The 20,478-nt window shown below is 61.5% G+C and carries 14 protein-coding genes; 3 read left to right on the top strand and 11 right to left on the bottom strand.

Going from position 1 to position 20,478, the window contains the following annotated elements; all coding sequences use genetic code 11:
* Positions 1-42: 42 nt before the first annotated feature.
* From addA to PR018_RS15795, 11 genes are all read right to left on the bottom strand, one after another.
* Entirely contained in the window at positions 43-3,594 is a 3,552-nt protein-coding gene (gene addA / locus PR018_RS15745; RefSeq protein WP_142828677.1) for a double-strand break repair helicase AddA, read from the bottom strand.
* On the bottom strand, positions 3,587-6,781 hold the full coding sequence (gene addB / locus PR018_RS15750; RefSeq protein WP_142828675.1) for a double-strand break repair protein AddB: 3,195 nt from the start codon (positions 6,779-6,781) through the stop codon (positions 3,587-3,589). Before addB ends, addA begins: the two co-directional genes overlap by 8 nt.
* Positions 6,778-7,515: a nucleotidyltransferase family protein gene (locus tag PR018_RS15755; protein ID WP_142828673.1), complete on the bottom strand. Its 738-nt coding sequence runs from the start codon at positions 7,513-7,515 to the stop codon at positions 6,778-6,780. The genes addB and PR018_RS15755 overlap by 4 nt, the downstream gene beginning before the upstream one ends.
* A gap of 12 nt (positions 7,516-7,527) precedes the next feature.
* The gene (gene tsaE / locus PR018_RS15760) at positions 7,528-9,036 is read right to left on the bottom strand and encodes a tRNA (adenosine(37)-N6)-threonylcarbamoyltransferase complex ATPase subunit type 1 TsaE (RefSeq protein ID WP_263431741.1); all 1,509 of its coding nucleotides are present in this window, start codon (positions 9,034-9,036) and stop codon (positions 7,528-7,530) included.
* A gap of 5 nt (positions 9,037-9,041) precedes the next feature.
* Positions 9,042-11,621, bottom strand: coding sequence for a PAS domain-containing sensor histidine kinase (locus PR018_RS15765; protein ID WP_425064149.1), 2,580 nt, complete (start codon positions 11,619-11,621; stop codon positions 9,042-9,044).
* Between the two features lie 203 nt (positions 11,622-11,824).
* On the bottom strand, positions 11,825-13,225 hold the full coding sequence (gene ahcY / locus PR018_RS15770) for an adenosylhomocysteinase (protein WP_142828668.1): 1,401 nt from the start codon (positions 13,223-13,225) through the stop codon (positions 11,825-11,827).
* A gap of 168 nt (positions 13,226-13,393) precedes the next feature.
* The gene (locus PR018_RS15775; protein ID WP_111222148.1) at positions 13,394-13,669 is read right to left on the bottom strand and encodes an HPr family phosphocarrier protein; all 276 of its coding nucleotides are present in this window, start codon (positions 13,667-13,669) and stop codon (positions 13,394-13,396) included.
* A gap of 19 nt (positions 13,670-13,688) precedes the next feature.
* Positions 13,689-14,090, bottom strand: a complete 402-nt coding sequence (locus PR018_RS15780; RefSeq protein ID WP_111222149.1) for a PTS sugar transporter subunit IIA — start codon at positions 14,088-14,090, stop codon at positions 13,689-13,691.
* A gap of 154 nt (positions 14,091-14,244) precedes the next feature.
* A complete protein-coding gene (locus PR018_RS15785) occupies positions 14,245-14,691 on the bottom strand; it encodes an HPr kinase/phosphorylase (RefSeq protein WP_142828667.1) in 447 nt (148 codons plus the stop codon).
* Complete coding sequence (locus PR018_RS15790; RefSeq protein WP_142828665.1) at positions 14,691-16,466, bottom strand: sensor histidine kinase; 1,776 nt, start codon at positions 16,464-16,466, stop codon at positions 14,691-14,693. Before PR018_RS15790 ends, PR018_RS15785 begins: the two co-directional genes overlap by 1 nt.
* Positions 16,467-16,543: 77 nt before the next feature.
* A complete protein-coding gene (locus PR018_RS15795; protein ID WP_202617211.1) occupies positions 16,544-17,278 on the bottom strand; it encodes a response regulator transcription factor in 735 nt (244 codons plus the stop codon).
* A gap of 353 nt (positions 17,279-17,631) precedes the next feature.
* Here PR018_RS15795 and PR018_RS15800 point away from each other — a divergent pair, with 353 nt between their 5' ends.
* From PR018_RS15800 to PR018_RS15810, 3 genes are all read left to right on the top strand, one after another.
* Positions 17,632-19,242: a phosphoenolpyruvate carboxykinase gene (locus PR018_RS15800; protein WP_142828811.1), complete on the top strand. Its 1,611-nt coding sequence runs from the start codon at positions 17,632-17,634 to the stop codon at positions 19,240-19,242.
* A 118-nt stretch (positions 19,243-19,360) separates the two neighbouring features.
* Positions 19,361-19,798, top strand: coding sequence for an alternative ribosome rescue aminoacyl-tRNA hydrolase ArfB (gene arfB, locus PR018_RS15805; RefSeq protein WP_142828663.1), 438 nt, complete (start codon positions 19,361-19,363; stop codon positions 19,796-19,798).
* 61 nt (positions 19,799-19,859) lie between these two features.
* On the top strand, positions 19,860-20,468 hold the full coding sequence (locus PR018_RS15810) for an alpha-ketoglutarate-dependent dioxygenase AlkB family protein (protein WP_142828661.1): 609 nt from the start codon (positions 19,860-19,862) through the stop codon (positions 20,466-20,468).
* Positions 20,469-20,478 lie beyond the last annotated feature (10 nt).

Raw genomic sequence — 20,478 nt, forward strand, 5'->3', positions numbered from 1 at the left:
CCACATGTGATGTTGCGGTGCCGAATTTCAAGCTTTGGTATTTCACTTTGTCATGAGTTCGGCAAGCGCCGATCTGAGAGCTGCCTCCGACAGCGTGTGGACAGTCGCGTTCTCGGAGTAGACCAGCACGCAATCGATGCGCTTGCCCGGATAGAGCGGCGCCAGGATCTCGCGGTATATCGCCAGCTGAGCCTTGTGCGCGAAGGGTATGGCTTCGGCTGTAGCCGGCGGCACGCGATTGGTCTTGTAGTCGAGGATCACCACGCGATCGTCCAGCACCGCCAGCCGGTCGATACGGCCGGAGACCGCATAGGTCTGACGGTCGAGTGCAAGCGTCCCCATAATGGAAACTTCGGCTTGTGCGTGGCTACTGAAAACCCCCAGCAGGTCCTTGTGCGCCATCAGCGCCAAAACTGAGGCGACCAGCGCCTGGCGCTCCGTTGCCGGCCAGAAGCGCGTCGTCCGTTCGGCGTAGCGCGCGGCGGCCTCAGCGCGTTCGGCTGGAGGCAGATCCGGCAGCATCTGCACCATACGGTGGACCAGTCGGCCCTTTTCCAGCGCACGATCGGATGCACCCTTGTCGCCGAACAGCGGGGAAGCGACCGCCAGATTCCCGGCTTCGTCATCGATGATGGTGCCTGCTCCCGACGGGCTCAGCGGACGCGGGAGATGGCGGGGGGACGGAAGCGGTTGCAGCAGGGCAGGCGGCAGCGCCGTTTTGTCCCTTCGTGCCTCCGTCGACACTGCGGTTTCGAGATCTTTTGCCATTCCCCCGACGCGCCAGCGCAGGCCGGTCCAATCGCCGTCAGGTCCGGTGAAAGTGGCCTCAGTACAACGCTCGGGATGTTGTGCGAGGGTGGTCGCGATCATGCTGTGCCAGATGTCGGGGTTCTGTCGCACGCCGCGATAGCCGCAGACGATCAGTCTGTCAGCGGCCCGCGTCATGCCGACATAGAGCAGCCGGCGATATTCCTCCTCTGCCTGGCCCTGGATACGGCTGGCATTGGCCTGGGTCAGCGTGTTGCCGAGCGAACTCAGCGGCAGCCAGGCCGGCATCGGCACTTCTTCGCCGCGCCCCTCCAGCAGCCGCAGCTTCGGCAGATGGCTGGAAGTGAAGGATTTCGAGCCGCCATCGACGAGAAAGACAATCGGCGCCTCCAGCCCCTTGGCGGCATGCACCGTCATGATCCGCACCTCGTTGCGGCCCTTGTCCTGTTCGCGCTTGACGACCGGTGCTTCCAGTTCCAGCGTCGAGACGAAGGATTGCAGGCCGGGCAGCCCGGATGTCTCATGGTCGAGCGCGAATGTCAGGAACTCGTCGAGGATATCGCTGACTTCGCTGCCAAGCCGAGCCAGGAACTGACGCCGACCGCCATGGCTGCCGAGAATTCGCGCAAAGAGATCGTGGACCGAGTAGGTCTTCGACAGTGCCATGAAGAGTTTCAGTCGCTCGACTGCATCGGCAAAGGTATCGTTGCCGTCGGCTGCAAAGGCTTGGAGATGCTGCCAGACGCTGGTGCCATCGCCGCGCAGCGCCGCCACCATGAACACGTCGTCCTCGGAGAGGTCGAAAAGCGGGCTTTTCAGCACCGCCGCCAGCGACAGGTCGTCCTCCGGCAATAGCAGGAAGCGGCCGAGCGCCAGCAGATCCTGGATGGCGATATGGCTGGTCAGCACCAGGCGGTCGGCGCCGGCGACGGCAATGTTGCCACGTTTCTTCAGCGCACGGGTGAGGGCATTGACGAAAGCATCGCGCTTGCGCACCAGCACGAGGATATCACCCGCCTCTATCAGCCGCGTCTTACCCTTGTCGATAATGCTCTCGCGGCCGACCAGTGTATCCATCACATGAGCCATGCGCCGCGCGAGAACTGCGGCCGGCGCGCTTTCAGGCGTCGAATCGAAGGGCGCCGTCCAATCCTCTTCCTTGGCGGCAGGCTCCGGCGCGATCATGTGCCAAAGGTCCACTTCCCCCGGATGACCGATACGACTGGAGCGATGGACGACGGCCTCATCGGTGGCGCTGAGGCCCCTGGCATTGTCCGGCGTCGAAAAAACGTGATCGACGGCTGATAGCACGTCAGATGTCGAGCGGAACGACAGCGGCAGCCGCACCGGCGAAAACGCCTGGCCACTGGCAAGCACGCGACGCCGCGTACGGTCGCTCTCCTCGGAGAAACGCTCCGGTCGCGCGCCCTGGAAGGAATAGATCGACTGCTTCTCGTCTCCGACCGCAAACAGCGTCCGCAGCGTCGGCCGGGCGCTGGCGCCGGAGAAAAAATCTTCCGCCAGAGACTGGATGACACTCCACTGGATCGGGCTGGTATCCTGCGCCTCGTCGACGAGAATATGGTCGATGCCCTGGTCGAGCTTGTAGTGGATCCACGGGCCGACACCGCTGCGCATCAAAAGATCGGCCGTTCGGGTGATCAGGTCCTCGAAATCGAGCTGGCTGCGCTGTTTCTTGAGTTCGGCATAATCGGCGTTCAGCCGGTCGGCAAGCGTCAGGGCGGCGCGTGTAGCGCGGTACATCTGCATGCGTTTCAGCCTGTCCCGGCAGTCCACGACATGGGCGCGCGCCGTCGCGATGGCATCCGTCAGCTCCGGCGCCTCGGCCAGCATTGCCTTAACCACGAACTGGCCATCGGATTTTGGCTCGCCCTTGGCGGTCAGCATGACCTTTTCAAGGATTTCCACACGCTCGTTGGGATCTAGCGCGCGCATGACCAGCCTCAGGCCGTAGGCGATCTCCTGGGCCTTGCTGCCACCCTTGCTGTCCGCGAGCTCAAGATAGCGGTCCAGCATCGCACCTGACAGTCCCCGCAGCGGCCAGAATTGCTGTGCGATGTCGGCTTCCGTCTCGGTCGCCGACAGCCCCAGCCGCTGGCGCATCACCTTATCGAGGCCGCCGCGCTGTTCCGCATCGAGCGCGAAGCGACGGATGGCGTTACGGTGGGCGATGATCTCGCCCAGCAGCGTCTCGAGACCGGATTCGTCCCCGAGATCGAGCACATGGGCAAAGGCCTCCGCCAGAGCAGCATCGTCTTCAGGCGTCGTTGCGGTTAGCAGGGAGCGTCGGGCGTCCGCCAGCAGCGTCGTCGCAGCGCGGTCGTCGAGCACTGAAAAATGACCGGCGACATTGGCTTCGAGCGGAAACTGGTGCAGCAGCGCCTCGCAGAAGGCATGGATGGTCTGGATCTTAAGCCCGCCCGGCGTTTCCAAGGCCTTTGCAAAAAGTCGCCGCGCCTCTGCCAGCTTGAAGACGTCCGGCACAGCTCCCTCGACATCGGTAATGCGCTTGATCAGCGCTTCGTCCGGCAGTGTTGCCCATTCGGCAAGCCGGTCGAAGACGCGGTTCGACATCTCAGATGCTGCTGCCTTGGTGTATGTCAGGCACAGGATCGCCGAAGGCCTCGCGCCGGCCAGCAGCAGCCGGATCACCCGCTGCGTGAGGACATGCGTCTTGCCGGAGCCGGCATTGGCCGAAACCCACGCAGACCGGGTCGGATCGGAGGCCAGCGATTGCTGGACCGTCGTCCAGCCGATCCAGGTGCCGGCGTCGTCGCCTTCCGGAAGCTCTGCCAGTTCACTCATCGTCTGCAGCCTCTTCCGCTTCGGCCGTCGACCATTCCGACACCCGCGCCAGATGGTCGTAATCGCCGCCGAATTCCTGCTGCTGGGCCGGGATCAGCCGCGAGGCGAAACCTTTTTCGCCGGATCGCAGCAGCAAAACGAACTGGCTGAGCTGTTCGATCGATTCGTGGCCGAGATCGAGCGCCGATTTCGGCTGTGTCCGGGCGCTGGCCTTGGCGAGCTCGTTGTTGACCTGATCCTCCCTGAATCGATCGCCCGGCCGTAGGCGAACGTAAAGCAGGTTTTCCGGCGTCAAAGTCCCGACATCGCGAAAGGCACCGGCCTGCAGCGCGTAGGCCTCGAGTGCCAGCTGCGGATCGAGCAGCGCCCGGGCCTGCTGCGGCGTAGGATTGAAGCCGGTCTTGTAGTCGATGATATCGGCCGCTTTGCCGCCCTTCAGGTCGATCCGGTCGGCAACGCCGGTCAGCCGGATGCCGGCGGCTTCGAGATCGACGGCGGCGCGGACTTCGGTAAATGTTTGGCGGATCTGCGGCTGCCGGGTCTTCTCCCAGTTGAGAAAGGCCCGTGCGACCTCGCGAAAGCGCGGGCGCCAGACGGCGTCGATATGCGGCGGCAACTGCTCGGCGTCGAACAGCTCCGTCAGGATGCGCTCCATTGCCTTCAAGGCATCCGGCGCCGTTGCCAGATGGCCCTCGCGGGTGAAGCGATCGACAATCCGGTGATAGAGCGTGCCGCGCTCGGCAGCGCCGGGGTCGCTGTTGAACGGGTTGACTGGGTCGAGCCGGAGGACGCGGCGGGCATAGATCGCGTACGGATCGCGCCTCAGACGTCCGACCTCGCTGAACGAATAGCTTTTCGGCTGCATCGCTGCCGGTGGCTTGGGCGAGGGGCGCTGAGCGGGTGCCTCGCGGTCGCCGGCATCGATCAGCGCTGCCCAGTCGCGAAAGCAGTCGCCGCGCACCTTCAGCTCTTCTGCAAATTCCTTGCCGCCCAGCGCCATAAGCCTTTGCAGCCAACGCGAGGCGACTGTGGGCGTTGAGCCCTGCCGCAACGCTCTAGAGTAGATGAGGTCCGCCGTGCCGTTTGCCATCTCGAAGTCATGGGCCAGCTGGCCGATGCGTCGCTCCGGCGGCTCCAGGCCGATCTCCGTCTTCATCATCCGCGACACGAAGGGGTTGTTGGCCGTCTGTCCGGGCCACGAGCCCTCGTTCAGGCCGCCGAGGATGAGAGTATCGACGCTTTGCAACCGGGCTTCCAGCGTACCGAAGATGAACAGCCTGGGATGGCTGAGCGCCCGGGGTTTGACTGCCTGGCCGGCGGAAAGCGCCATCATGATGTCGATCCACTGCGGGCCATCGGCTTCCATCTGGCCATCGGTCGCCATCACTTCGCGCAGCACGGTCGCCAGCGCATCGCCCGCTTCGGAAGACCAGAGCGCCGCAAGGTCGCCTTTCTCGTCGGCAACCACCGCCTCCAGAGCTCGCCCGGTGCGTTCGGCCCATTCTGACAATGTGAAGCTGGTCGTCAGCCGCCGATCCTCGGGGCGGCGTCGGACCAGGGCGCCAGCCAGCAGTTCGGTCGCGAGCCGCACACGATTGGCAAGTAAGGCCGCCATGTCAGCCGCTTCCGGCGGCAGGCTGTCGCGCCATCTCGGCGCATGGCGATCGTTCTCCTGGTCCGCTAGCCGCTGTTCCAGAAGAGGCTCCAGCGTATTGATGTCGACCTCGCCGACGCCTCCGCGCAGGGCCAGCAACTCCAGCGCGTCGACGGCATGATCCAGCACGGATCGTTCCAGCCCGAAGCTCGTAAGGGGGTGTTTGAGCAGGCTGACGATGGCAACGGGGTCGCCGGGCCTGAGCGTTGCCTCGAGCAGCAGCGTCAACAGGCTGCCTTGCGGTGTGGAGGACAGCGGCGTGCCTGCCGAATCATCGGCGACGATGCCGAAGCGGGCAAGTTCAGCCGTCACTCGACGCGCCAGGTTCCGGTCGGGCGTAATCAGCGCCGCTTGGCTTTCATTGCCGTTACGGCCAGGCTTTTCCAGCGCCAGCCGCAGGGCAATCGCGATGGCCGTCGCCTCTTCGCGCTCGTTCGCAGCCTCGATCAGCGAGACATCGGCGAACGCCGCGCGAAACGCGCCGGGCGGCAGCGTCTTTTGCCAATCTCCCCAGCCGCTCGTAGCCTTGGCTGGCGCCAGCGCACGGGACAGGATTTCGGCACGCCGCTGCAGATCGACCGGCGCCGTCTCTATGGTATCGACCTCGGCGCGCTCCGTTTTCAGTTGCCGCAACAGGTGCGCAAGACCGTACTGTGGATGGCTGCGGCTGGCCGGATCGCGATCGGCAATGCCAGCAATCGGCGCGACCATGGCCCAGTCCTCATCGGACATCGTCTGGTCGAGACCCGGCAATACGATGACGCCTTGCGGCAGGGCAGCGACGGCGGCTATCAGCTCGGCGGTGGCCGGCACGGAACCGGTCGAACCGGCGATGATGATCGGCCCTGTGGGCTGCGCGGTCGCCAGCCGTTTGGCCTCGGCGCGCAGGATGGCATTGCGATGCCGGGCTGGCGAGGACCGGCCAAGTTCGTCCAGGCGGGCCGGCCAGAAGGCGCTGGCGATCTGCAGAAATTCGGCTGTCAATTGCCACCAGAGAGCATGATCCTGGGCATCCAGCGTCGCGAGATCAGCCCAGTCGCGGTCTTCCGTCTCGATCGAATCGATCAGTTCGGCAAGATTGCGCGCAAGCCAGATCGCATCGGCCGGGCTGGCAGGCGCCACCAGCGGTGAATCGGAGTGGATGTCACGGACGATCTGCGGCAGCTTGTTGCGCCAAGCGAGGATCAAGCGGGCCAACTCCAACAGCCGGGCGGTATTCGAGAGTGGCTGCAGCAGGTCGGCGGTGGCTGGCAGGTCCTCGTCGAAATAGCCGCTATCTTCGTCGGTCTCGCCGAGAGGCCGGATCACCGGGAGGATCGCCGATTGGCCGCCGAGCAGATAGACGAAGGCAGAGCGCAGCACGCGGGCTGCGCGTCGCGTCGGCAGATAGATCGTTACCTTGGCAAGGGACAGCGGATCGGCGGGGTCGTGGCGAAAGTGATCGGTCAGCCGCCCGTCGCAGAGCGCTGCTGCAAGCGTTGCAAGGAAGGGCAATCCCGCCGGTATCGTCAGGATGCGCTGCCGTTGCTTCATGATGGCTCGCTTGCGCTGATGCGACGGATCGTTTCTTCTGCAGCTTCTATCGCATCCGGCGTTCCGACCGTCAGCCATTCGCCCTCGAGCACAAGGCCGTAAAGCCTGCTGCTCGCTATGGCCCGGTCGAAATAGAGGTTGAGGTTGAAGGCTTCGTCCGGCGCGTCGTCGAACAGTGCGGGATGCAAGGCAATGGCGCCGGCATAAACCACGGGATTGGGCATTCCCTCGCGGTAGCGCGTTAGGCAACCATCGGCAGCCATGGAGAAATCCTTCTTGCCGTCATGGCCGGTGGTCTTGTCCAGCGGGACGCAGAGCAAGGCCATGTCCATGGTGCCCGCATCGAAGACGTCCGCCAATCGCTCGAGGTTTGTCGGCTCCCCAGGCGTTTCGCCAATCCAGAAAAGGTCGGCGTTCATGACCAGAACCGGGTCGCGGCTGAGCAGCTTCAGGCCTTTGGCAAGACCACCGCCGGAGTTCATCAGGCCTCCGGTCTCGTCGGATACCACGATCTCCAGTCCCTCACGAGCTTGGAGATAGGCTCGCATCTGATCGGGATGATGATGAATATTGATTGCGACCCTGTCCACCCCTGAGGCGACCAGAAGGTCGAGCACATAGTCGAGCATTGGCTTGCCACCGATCTTCACCAGCGGCTTCGGGGTGTGGTCGGTGATCGGGCGCATGCGGGTTCCAAGCCCCGCTGCGAGCACCATGGCCTGTTTGATTGTCATCTGATCCGGTATTTATGATTCGCCTGCGCCTATACCAGCCCTTGCGCACCAATCGCGCAAGGGGGCAAGCGTTTCGTGCTCGAATGCAGCCTGCAGGTAGGTGAGGGTACGCGGCATATGCTGGAGATAGCCCGGCTTTCCATCCCGCTGCTTCAACCTGACCCACAGTCCGGCCAGCTTGCAGTTGCGCTGCGCCGACATGATAGCCCAGCTTTTCAGGAACAACGGCTCGTCGAAGCCTGGCTGGGCGCGACGGAGCGCCAGGTAGTCACCCATCAGTTGCTCGAACAGCGGCCGCTCGATGGTGACGCGGGCGTCCTGTACGAGAGATGCCAGGTCATAGGCCGTCGGCCCGATCATTGCGTCCTGGAAGTCGATCAGGCCGATGCGGCGAATACCGACGTCCTCGCCGCGCCAGATGATGTTCGGGGAATGCAGGTCGCGTAGCAGCAGGCTCTTCTCCGAGGCGGCGAGCTGGTCGATGAGATCGTCCCAGATTGCCAGATATTCTGCGCGTTCCGTGTCGCTGGCAGCTTCGCCGCGTTTCCAGGGCAGGTACCAGTCGAGCAGCAGGCGGGCTTCCATGCCCGTCGCCGTGCGGTCGAAATCCGGAATATGGTGGACATGATCTGAAGTCACCACGATATCCCGGGGCAGGGTAAGCCCGTGCAGCAGTGCCAGGCAGGCAACGCCGGCTTGATATCGCTCCGGGATGGGTCTTCCGTGCGTGTCGAGAACACCATCGGTGCCGAGGTCCTCGATCAGCAGAATGCCTTGCTTGTAGTCGACATGATAGATTTCCGGCGTGGCGAAACCGTTGTCCCGCAGCATGCCCGCGATCGCTACGAAGGGATAAGCGTCTTCGGCAAGGTGCGCGACCTTGGGGTAAGGTTTGCCGTCCAGCACCGGGGGTCCCTCCGGACGGCGTGGCCAGTCCATCAGGATGATGCGATTGCTTCCGTCGGCAGGGTAGATCGATTCATAAGCGCGCATCGACGCATCGCCTGTCAGGAAGCGACGTTCCGCGCCTGCAAGCCCGCTCTCGTCGAGAAACGAGCGGATATTCAACACGCGCCGGATGCGGGCTGCCTGGCCTGGCGGTGCCGATATAGTCGCGCGGCGCCCTTGGCCTTCGGTCTCGAGACGAAGTGTAATACGACTTCCGGGTAATTCCGTCTCCGCCATTTCAGGCCATTCGACCAGGCAGATACCAGCATCGAGCGCTTCGTCGAAACCCAGTTCCACGAGTTCCGTCGGATCGCCCAGACGATAGAGATCGAAATGCGAAACCGGAATGCGCAGCGCATAGGACTGGACAAGCGTGAACGTCGGGCTAGGCACTTCCAGCCCCTCGTCGTCGGCCATCGCCCGCAGAAAAGCGCGTGCCAGCGCCGATTTGCCTGCGCCAAGATCGCCGCTCAGCGCCAGGCAGTCGCCCACCGTAAGCGCGAGCGCCAGATCTTCGCCGAGTTGGCGTGTCGCCGCGTCATCTTGCAGAAAGACCGAGATCGGGGCGTCCATGGACGTCACTCGGCAGCGGCAATCGATTGCGGCACGTCGGCAGACGGAATGCGGCAGCGCACGATGGTTCCCTTGCCGGGCTGGCTGTCGATGGAAACTTGGCCGTTATGCAGGCTGACGAAACTTTCGACGATCGAGAGCCCCAGACCGGCGCCGCTGCGCTTTCCGCCCTTGCCGTTGGACGCGAAGCGTTTGAATACCGTTCCCATCACATCTTCCGGGATGCCCGGGCCCTGATCGGCGACAGAAAACAGGAAGTCGGTGCCGTCACGATGGCATTTCAGCGAAATGACCGAGCCTTCGGGCGCAAAATTGGCGGCATTGTTGAGAAGCTTCAGCAAAATCTGCTTCAGGCGCTGCTGGTCGGCAACGACGCTGCCAAGTTGTGCTGGAACAATGATTTCCAGCGTGACGCCACTCTCCTGCAGCCTGTCCGCGATTTGCAGCGAGACGTCATCCAAAAGGTCATCGAGCAGGATGTTGCTGCAATTGAGCCGCATGATACCAGCATCGACGGTCGCCAGATCGAGAATGTCGTTGACGAGCGTCAGCAGCACCGACGAAGATGTGGCGATATGGTCGATATACTCGGCCTGCCGCTCGCTTAGCGGTCCGATACCGGGCGTTTTCAGGAGGTCGGTGAAGCCGATGATGTTGGTCAGCGGCGAGCGCAGTTCGTAGGACACGTGCTGGACGAAGTCGTTCTTCAGTTCGTCTGCCTTGCGCAGCGCCTCGTTCTTTTCCGTCAAGGCGCGCTCGGCGCGGACGCTGTCCGTCATATTGACGAAAGTCAGCATCGTCTGGGCATTCGGCAGCGGTGTCACCGCATAATCGAGCACCAGCCCAGAGAATAGCTCGAGCGTCCCTTGCGAAGAAGGTCGCTCGTCGTTGAAGCTGGTAATCTGCTCCGCAAAGGATTTCCAGCCATCCGGCTTGTCATAGGAGGCAAGGCAGGCATCGGCCACCATGCGGATATGGGTCCCGGGCTTGGCTTCCGTCTCGCTGATGCCCCATAGCGCGCGGAACGCCGGGTTGGACAGCCGCATGCGACCGTCGGGCCCGAACACCGCAACACCTTCCGAAAGGTGGTCGATGGTCTCGCCCTGGACCTTGACGAGCGTATTGTAGCGTGTTTCGAGATCGACCTGCTCGGTGAGATTTTCGAACACCCAGGTGGCGCCACCCTGGGGATGCGCGGTCGCGAAAACGCGCAGGATCTGGCCGTTCGGCAGATGCCAGAGGTCGGATTGCGTATCCAGCGCCCGGTAGACGGAAAGCACACTTTCCTTCCAAGTCTTCCAGTTCAGCGGTTCCGGCAGCTTCTTGGCAGCGCGCAGCCGGTCCAGCAGTTCACTATTGTCGGGCTTCGATTCCAGGAACGAGATATCGAGTTCCCAGAGCTGCACGAAGGCCTGGTTGTAGAATTGCAGACGACGGTTACCGTCGAAGATGGCAACGGGTGTCGCCAGATGGTCGAGCGTCTCGGCATGGCTCTTCAGCGTGCGCTGTAGTTCGGCGCGGACAGCCTCGGTCTCCGACACGTCGATTGCCATGCCTGCCGAACCGCTGCGGGCGCGCACGTCGACTACGTCGAAAAATGTACGGTTGCCGCGGACGACAGTCGAAATCTTGTCGTGGAAAGGCGAGTCGGGTGTTGCGGAGGCGCGGATGCGTTCGCGGGCGATGGTGCTCAGGAACTCACGACCCTCGCGGATCGCTTCCTCCGGTGAAACAGCTTCCACGGCTTCGCCATAGGCATGATTGACCCATGTCAGCTTGCCGTCTGGATCGCGCTGCCAGACGGGAAGGTCGATGGCATCGAGCAGGTTCTGAAAGGCCGAGATCGACGTCAGCAATCGGTCCCGCTCGATCTTGATTTCAGCCAATTCGGCACGGAGGTTGTTCAGCGCGACAAAGCGCACAAAAGCCCGCCCGCCGGAGATCCGGCCCTGCGCTTCGAGAATTTCGTCGCGGTTGGTCTCGACGACCATGTCGAAGCCTTGGCCGCTGCTGCGCAGCTTGTCGATCGCCTTGTCGAGATCGCCTGCCGACCATGATTTCATCCAGCGCCCGAATGCCAGAAACTCGTTGTCTTGCGGAGCGCCGGTTTCGACAGGAAGCTGACCCAGCAGTTCCGGCCGTGTGTTGGGCCCGTCCCAGATGACAATGCGGCGGTTCTTGTCGGCGATCAGTGCCTGATAGCGGGATATGCGCTGGTTGGCGTCCGACAGTGCCGTGCGGATCTCGCGGCTTTCGGTCTCTAGGTTGCCACGCTGGCGGACGAGCCATAGCGTCGACAACAGAGCGGCAGAGACGACGCCGATCACCACCGAGAAGGTGACCATTTCTGAGGATGTGAACAATCGGGCGGCTACCGGCATCTGCGCCTGGGCCAGCGCCGGGCCTGCGAGTGCAGCGATGGCCGTTCCGGAAGCAAGGAAGGATAATATGGCGACGAAGCGCGACGATTTACGCGGCGCGCGCTGGCGATTGTCATCAGCCGCCCTTGTTTCGTCTTGCCTTGGCAGGACTGGACCGCAGGGTCGCGCGTCAGCCTGCTCTGGCAGGCTTTCGTTCATTTCCATCAGCGGTCTGTCTCCGTCCTGTAATGTGCCGTATCTCGACAAGACATCCCAATTTCGCAGGGTCCCGAAGCTCGGTTCAATGCGAATCAAGTCCCAAAAGGATACAGTTTTAACGATTCCGCGAAAAGACTCCTGCCCAAAAAAGAAGCCGCAGCATTTGTCAATGCTGCGGCCACAAGATGTTGTGGATATAGAGGGTAAAATTAGTACCTGTAGTGGTCAGCCTTGAAGGGGCCCTGAGCCGGGACGCCGATATAGGCAGCCTGCTCTGTCGAAAGTTCGGTCAGCTTGACGCCGAGCTTGGCGAGATGCAGGCGGGCGACCTTTTCGTCGAGGTGCTTCGGCAGAACGTAGACGTCGTTCTTGTACTCGCCAGGCTTGGTGAACAGTTCGATCTGGGCCAGCGTCTGGTTGGTGAACGATGCCGACATCACGAAGGAAGGATGGCCGGTGGCGTTACCGAGGTTCAGCAGGCGGCCTTCCGACAGCAGGATCATGCGGTTGCCCTTGGGGAACTCGATCATGTCGACCTGCGGCTTGATGTTCGTCCACTTCAGGTTCTTCAGCGAAGCGACCTGGATTTCGTTATCGAAATGGCCGATGTTGCCGACGATCGCCATGTCCTTCATCTCGCGCATGTGCTCGATGCGGATGACGTCCTTGTTGCCGGTGGTGGTGATGAAGATGTCGGCCGAAGAGACGACGTCTTCGAGCGTAACGACTTCAAAGCCATCCATAGCAGCCTGCAGGGCGCAGATCGGGTCGACTTCCGTGACCTTGACGCGAGCGCCGGCGCCGAGAAGCGAAGCGGCCGAACCCTTGCCGACGTCACCGTAACCGCAGACAACGGCAACCTTGCCGGCCATCATCACGTCGGTACCGCGGCGGATGCCGTCGACCAGCGATTCCTTGCAACCGTACTTGTTGTCGAACTTCGACTTGGTGACGCTGTCGTTGACGTTGATCGCCGGGAAGGGCAGCAGGCCCTTCTGGCTGAGTTCGTAGAGGCGATGAACGCCTGTCGTGGTTTCTTCGGTAACGCCCTTGATGGCATCGCGCTGCTTGGTGAACCAGCCCGGCGAAGCGGCCATGCGCTTCTTGATCTGGGCCATGAGGATGACTTCCTCCTCGGAAGTCGGCGTCGAAAGTACATCTTCGCCGGCTTCGGCACGGGCGCCGAGAAGGATGTACATGGTGGCATCGCCGCCATCGTCGAGGATCATGTTGGAAAAGCCACCGTCGGCCCACTGGAAGATCCGGTCGGTGTAGGTCCAGTAGTCCTCAAGGGATTCACCCTTGATGGCGAAGACCGGAATGCCCGAGGCGGCAATCGCGGCGGCAGCATGGTCCTGGGTCGAGAAGATGTTGCAGGAAGCCCAGCGAACTTCCGCACCCAGCTTGACCAGGGTTTCGATCAGCACGGCCGTCTGGATGGTCATGTGAAGCGAACCGGTGATGCGCGCGCCCTTAAGCGGCTGCGTCGGGCCGAATTCCTCGCGGCAGGACATCAGTCCCGGCATTTCGGTTTCGGCAATATCGATTTCCTTGCGACCAAAGTCGGCAAGCGCGATATCGGCGACAACGTAGTCCTTGTCAGTGCTCATTGAATTCTCCAGCCTGGACAGGGCACCCGGACCACCGGCTTGCGGCGACGGAATGCGTGGGGGATTTTTGGGGCGCAGTCGCGCCGACAGTGACCCCGTCTAGCAGGCCGGACGGCAAAATGCAACCAGCATATAAAGAAGTCTTTATGTCTTTATATGATTTACGGTTTACATTTCCTCGCCAAATTTGTTGGCAATCAGGGCATCCAGGGCGTTAAGCGCTTCTTCCGCCTGGTTTCCGCTGGCGGTGACCAGCACGCTGCAGCCTGGGCTTGCAGCAAGCATCATAAGGCCCATGATCGAATTCCCCCCCACGGTAGTTCCATCCCTGGAGACCGTGATAGCGGCATCGAAGGCTTCGACGGTCTGGACGAATTTTGCCGAGGCGCGGGCATGCAGGCCACGTTTATTGATGATGAGCAGTTCGCGGGAATGCGATGTCATGGGCGAGATAGCCGTTCCGTCACTTGCCGCTCAAGACGCGGCTGGCCACATTGATATATTTCCGTCCGGCTTCCGATGCTTCGACCAGCGCCTTTTCCATATTGTTTTCGCCGCGCACGCCAGCCAGTTTTATCAGCATCGGGAGGTTGACGCCGGCAATGACTTCCGTATGGCCGCTGTTCATCACCGAGATCGCCAGGTTGGAGGGCGTGCCGCCAAACATATCTGTGAGGATGATCACTCCGTGGCCGTCATCGGCACCGGCGACGGCCTGGATGATGTCCTGTCTCCGGCGATCCATATCGTCTTCCGGGCCGATGGAGACGGTTTCGATGAATTTCTGCGGACCAACGACATGCTCGACGGCATGACGAAACTCTTCAGCCAGCTTGCCATGTGTGACAAGCACAAGTCCGATCATGATATTACTGCTCCCATCGCATAAGCAAACAGGTGGCCCTTATCGCAACGCAGCAATCGCGTCCACCGGTGGGGGGACATCTTGGCCATGAAAAGCCGAAGTGCAAGCGTAAAATCAAGAGATTGGCCCTCATCCTTTGCTCGGGTTGCCGCCATCAGAAGCACTGCGGATGCATCGCCATGATGATGGCAAGCGGATTGATACTTGTTTTTGAAAGGTGGATCGCCGGCAAAACAATGCCCTCGGACACCTCGATCTCGGCACCTTCAGGCGGAAGCCTTTCGGCGGTCGCAAGGTCGACAGGCAAGACTGCGAAATGCATCTGGTTGGAAAGGACGCTGCCGATCCGCAGGATCCCGGTGCCGCGGATCTCGATGAGCCCTGCGATGGACGGTGGACATTCAGCAACGACGCTGCCGTCGCGACGCGAGACAAGCACGCGATCGTCAGCTACCAGCGCCGACGACAGCCCCAACTGTCTGGCCGATGCGAGACAGGCAAAGGCGAGGGCCGATTTTCCGATGCCGGAGGGTCCGAGAAAGAGCAGCCCGGTCGCGCCGACCACGATAGCGGTGGCATGGATGTTGACCGCTACCTGCATCAGACGCTGGCCTCGGCGGGGAGGGACAGGATAAAGCGAGCGCCGCGCGATTTTCCGGTGTCGGCATCGATGATGTTTTCCGCCCTCAGCGAACCGCTGTGCGCCTCGGCAATCTGCCGGCTGATCGACAGGCCGAGCCCGGAATTCTGTCCAAATCCTTCGGCTTCAGGTCTGTCTGTGTAGAAACGCTCGAAAATCCTGTCGATGTCTTCCGCCTGGATGCCGGGACCGTTGTCTTCGATGTGCACCAGGCAACGTGTTCGCGTCCGTGACAGGCGCACGGCGATCTTGCCGCCGTCGGCTGGGACGAAGGACCTGGCATTTTCGATCAGGTTGGTGATGATCTGGCTGATGCGCAGTTCGTGGCCGTTGATGAGGAAGCGTGTTTTCGCGCCCGGCTTGCGGTCGACGACGTAGTCGATCTCCACGGCTTTCTTGCTGTGGCGTACCTGCTGCGACAGGTCGACCATGTCACGCAGCAGCACTTCCATGTCGATCTGCTCGGCATCGCTGCGCGCCAGTTCGGCATCCAGCCGCGATGCGTCGGAGATGTCGCTGATCAGTCGATCGAGCCGCCGGACATCGTGCTGGATGACATCCATCAACCGCTTCTTGGAATCGTCGTTGCGCGCGAGCGGCAGCGTTTCGACGGCGCTGCGCAGGGATGTCAGCGGGTTCTTCAGTTCGTGGCTGACATCGGCCGCAAAGCTTTCGATGGCATCGATGCGATCATAGAGGGCAGTCGTCATTTCCCTGAGCGCAATCGACAGATTGCCGATTTCGTCCTGGCGAGCGGAAAAATCAGGGATTTCCTCACGCACTTTCGAGCCTCTTCGCACCCGGATGGCCGCAGCCGACAGCCGCCGCAGCGGATTGGCGATCGTCGATGACAACAGCAGCGACAGCGCCACATTGACCAGCGTCGCGACGCCGAAGACGCGCATGATAGCCAGTCGTTCTGCGTGAACGATCTTGTCGATATCGCCGGCCTGGGTGGACAGAAGCAGGACGCCAAGCACGGCGCGGGCGCGCTGCACAGGGACGGCGACGGAAACGATCAGCTCGCCCTTTTCCGTGCTGCGGACAACTGCGCCCCGCACACCGGTGAGTGCGTTCATCACCTCGGGATAGATGGAACCGTCGCCGCCGGGGGCCTCCTTGTAGACCGGCAGGTTGGCCGGTTGCAGCATTTTGTTGAGAAGTCCGCTGAACCAGTCCGACCAGCTCTGGACTTCGTCGTCGACCGGCGGCAGATCGTAACGCAATACTTGCCCGCGCGAATAGAGATGACGCGAATCCAGCAGCAGGTTGGCATCGGCATCGAAAATGCGAGCCCGGGTGCGGGTCGGCGAAATAAGCCTCCGCAGCACCGGTGCTACCTTTTCCGGATCGATCGGGAACTCCAGGTCATCGTCGTTGGGCGCCGGCGTGATGCTCTGGCCGGCCTGCAACTCGAGTAGCTTTTCCGGATCGATGGTGATCGAGTTGGTGTCGACCGAGGCGGATGCGGAGACTGCGCCGGCGATGATTTCGCCTTGCGTCAAGAGGCTTTCGACACGGGCATCGATCAGGCCCTCGCGAAACTGGTTGAGATAGAGAATGCCGCCAACCAGCACGATGAGCGCCGCAAGGTTGAAGAACAGGATGCGGCGCGTGAGGCTGGAAAAAACGGCGTTGCCGAAAATGCGGCGGATCAGCGTGAACGGATGCGTCCAGCGGCTGCCGGCCTGTCCCTCCGCCTCTTCCGTATCCCTATGCTGCACAAGCTGTGCCACGCCGCGGCCCTTTCGAAGGGCGTGGCCGGTATTTCCGCCAGCTCACCCCATACGTATCCGCCATCGAAGCTTCAGCCTCAGGCAGCTTCGCGGAAGCGATATCCGACTCCGTAGAGCGTTTCAATCATATCGAAATCCGTATCGACCATCTTGAATTTCTTGCGCAGCCGCTTGATGTGGCTGTCGATCGTCCGGTCGTCGACATAGACCTGTTCGTCATAGGCAGCATCCATCAGTGCATCGCGACTTTTGACCACGCCGGGCCGCTGTGCAAGCGAGTGCAGGATCAAGAATTCCGTCACGGTCAGCGTGACCGGTTCACCCTTCCAGGTGCAGGTATGGCGTTCCTGGTCCATGACCAGCTGGCCGCGCTCGAGCGAGCGCGCCTGCAGCACGGCGCCGGCCTTCGGTGTGCCACCGCTATTACCGGCTGTCGCCGAAGCTTCGCGGTTGGAGGCGCGACGCAGGACCGCCTTGACGCGTTCCACGAGCAAGCGCTGCGAGAAAGGCTTGGTGATGAAGTCATCGGCGCCCATCTTCAACCCGAACAACTCATCGATTTCCTCGTCTTTCGAGGTGAGGAAGATGACCGGGATGTCGGATTTCTGACGAAGGCGACGAAGAAGCTCCATGCCGTCCATGCGCGGCATCTTGATATCGAAGATCGCCAGCTGCGGCGGCCGCGCCAGAAGCCCGTCAAGAGCGGAAGCCCCGTCCGTGTAGGTCTCGACCTTGTATCCTTCGGCTTCCAGAGCGATGGAGACCGAGGTGAGGATATTGCGGTCGTCGTCTACGAGCGCGATTGTCAGCATGCTGTTGGTCTCCGTCATCTAAGCGCATCTCCCGGAATTGGACCCCGACCCAGGCGGTCTGCCGAATTGATCGGCCTCAACCAGGCGCGCTTATGGAGGATAAAGGTGGAACAAATTGTGGCAAAGATAAAGGGTCGATATTTTCGAGGACATTCTCGGGTACCAAAAGTTGTGGCGATAAAATTACCAAACGACAAAATTCAAACGATTTAAATAATGTGACAGAAATTTAAATCGATTAAATATTTGAAAACATTGATCTTTTAAGATTTTTCTCTCTTGCGCCTCCAAGTTTTTGCTCTTAAGGCTGTCATCATTCAATGGCGATTGCCGGAACAGGGGATGAAATGGCGATGCAAGTTTTTGGAGACCACAACCCGGCAGTCGGTCTGGAAACAATCGGATTGGGCAGCGTCGCCAGCGTTCGATACAATCTGCCCGAAGCGCAGCTTTACGAAGAGGCGATTCGACGCGGCGAGGCCGAATTGACCGCCCACGGTGCGCTTCGTGCGCTGACAGGCCAGCACACCGGCCGTTCCCCAAAAGACAAGTTCGTGGTCCGCGACGAAACCACGGAGGACCAGATATGGTGGGACAACAACAAGCCCATGTCGCCGGCGCACTTTGCGCAATTGCACCAGGACATGCTTGCCCACGCCGGCGGGTTGTCCCTGTTCGTGCAGGACCTGGTCGGCGGTGCCGATGTCGACTACGCGCTGCCGTCGCGCGTGATCACGGAATTTGCCTGGCATTCGCTGTTCATTCGTAATCTGTTGATCCGGCCGGATAGGGCGACCTTGGCAAACTTCGTGCCCAGGCTGACGATCATCGACCTTCCCAGTTTTCGCGCAGATCCGGAACGCCATGGTTGCCGGACGGAAACCGTGATCGCCTGCGACTTCACCAGGGGCCTGGTGCTGATCGGCGGCACGTCCTACGCTGGCGAAATGAAGAAGGCCGTCTTCACGGTGCTGAACTACCTCTTGCCGGCCCGCAACGTCATGCCGATGCATTGCTCGGCAAATGTCGGTCCAGATGGAGACGCCGCTGTCTTCTTCGGGCTGTCGGGCACCGGCAAGACCACGTTATCTGCCGATCCCAGCCGTACGCTGATCGGCGATGACGAACATGGCTGGGGCGAAAATGGTATCTTCAATTTCGAAGGCGGCTGCTACGCCAAGACCATCCGATTGTCGGCAGAAGCAGAGCCTGAGATTTACGACACTACGCGCAGGTTTGGCACGGTTCTGGAAAATGTCGTGCTCGATGCAGAGGGCGTGCCCGACCTCGACGATGGCTCGCTGACGGAAAATACCCGCAGTGCCTATCCGCTGCACTTCATTCCGAATGCCTCGGAAAGCGGCATGACCGGCCACCCACAGACGATTATCATGCTAACCGCCGACGCATTTGGCGTCATGCCTCCGATTGCCCGGCTGACACCCGACCAGGCCATGTATCATTTCCTGTCCGGCTACACCGCCAAGGTCGCAGGAACCGAAAAGGGCGTCACCGAGCCGGAAGCTACTTTCTCGACCTGTTTTGGCGCCCCGTTCATGCCACGTCATCCGGCCGAATACGGCAATCTCCTGAAAGAGCTGATTGGCCGTCATGGCGTCGACTGCTGGTTGGTCAACACCGGCTGGACAGGTGGCGCCTATGGCACCGGCCGCCGCATGCCCATCAAGGCAACACGGGCACTGCTCGCTGCCGCACTGAAGGGCGACCTGGACAAGGCGGAGTTCCGCATCGATCCGAACTTCGGTTTTGCCGTGCCGGTTTCGGTCGCGGGCGTAGATGGCAATATCCTCGATCCGCGCTCCACCTGGGCCGATCCTGCAGCCTACGATGCCCAGGCCAGCAAGCTCGTGCAGATGTTCGTTACCAACTTCACGAAGTTCGAGCAACATGTCGATGGGGGAGTGCGCGACGCAGCACCGGGCATGCGGGTTGCCGCCGAATAGGCATCCGTATTTGGTGATTCACGTGAAACCCGGCGGTCTTTCCGCCGGGTTTAGCTTTTGCGCGCTCCCCTGTTTTCAAGCGTCCGGCAATATGGGATAGACGGGCCTGGAGAGACCAATGGCCAGCGACGCACTTTACATCAACGACCGGATCACCATCGCCGGCTGGGAACTGACGGAACAGTTCGTTCTTGCCGGTGGTCCCGGGGGCCAGAACGTCAACAAGGTGTCGACTGCTGTTCAGCTGTTCTTCACCCTCGTCAACTCGCCGTCGCTGAGTGAACGTGTCAAAGCCAATGCCATCAAGCTGGCTGGCCGGCGGCTGTCGAAGGACGGCGTGCTGATGATCGAGGCAAGCCGTTTCCGAAGCCAGGACCGTAACCGGGAGGATGCCCGCGACCGCCTGAAGGAACTGATCCTCGAGGCGGCGTTGCCGCCTCCGCCGCCCCGTCGTAAGACCCGGCCTACCAAGGGATCCGTCGAACGCCGGTTGAAGGCGAAGTCCGGGCGCTCCGAGGTAAAGAAATTGCGCGGAAAATCCGACGGCAGCGATTGAGCACTGTTTGTCGGCATTCGTCACCCCAAATCACTGTCAGGATGATCGCGGAGCACCGACCATGATGCTGTCGAACGGAATTCGTCACCTGCCGGGTTATCTCGATCGCACTGCGCAGGAGGCGCTGGTCGAGCAGATCCGCGCGGTTGTCGCCGAGGCGCCGCTATTCGTTCCGGCCATGCCCGGCACCGGCAAGCCGATGTCGGTGCGCATGACAAACTGCGGCCCGCTTGGCTGGGTCACGGACAAGCAGCGGGGCTATCGGTATCAATCGACCCATCCGGGCACCGAGCGGCCATGGCCGGCAATCCCGGAGTCTCTGCTGGCGCTTTGGGTCGAGGTGGCCGGCTATGAAAAGCCGCCGGAAGCCTGCCTCGTCAATTTTTACGACGACGACGCAAAGATGGGTCTTCATCAGGACAAGGACGAGCAGGATCTGGGCGCACCCGTCGTCTCCATCTCGCTCGGCAACAGCTGTCTCTTCCGCATCGGCGGGGCCTCCAGGACTGACAAGACATCGTCCATCAAGCTTGCCAGCGGCGATATCGTCGTGCTGGGAGGCGAAGGCAGGCTCTGCTTCCACGGTGTCGACCGCATCTACCCGTCAACCTCGACGCTGCTCAGGAGCGGCGGTCGCATAAACCTCACATTAAGACGCGTGAAGCCATAGTTTGCAGGAA

It is taken from the genome of Rhizobium rhododendri (assembly GCF_007000325.2).
GTDB lineage: Bacteria > Pseudomonadota > Alphaproteobacteria > Rhizobiales > Rhizobiaceae > Rhizobium > Rhizobium rhododendri.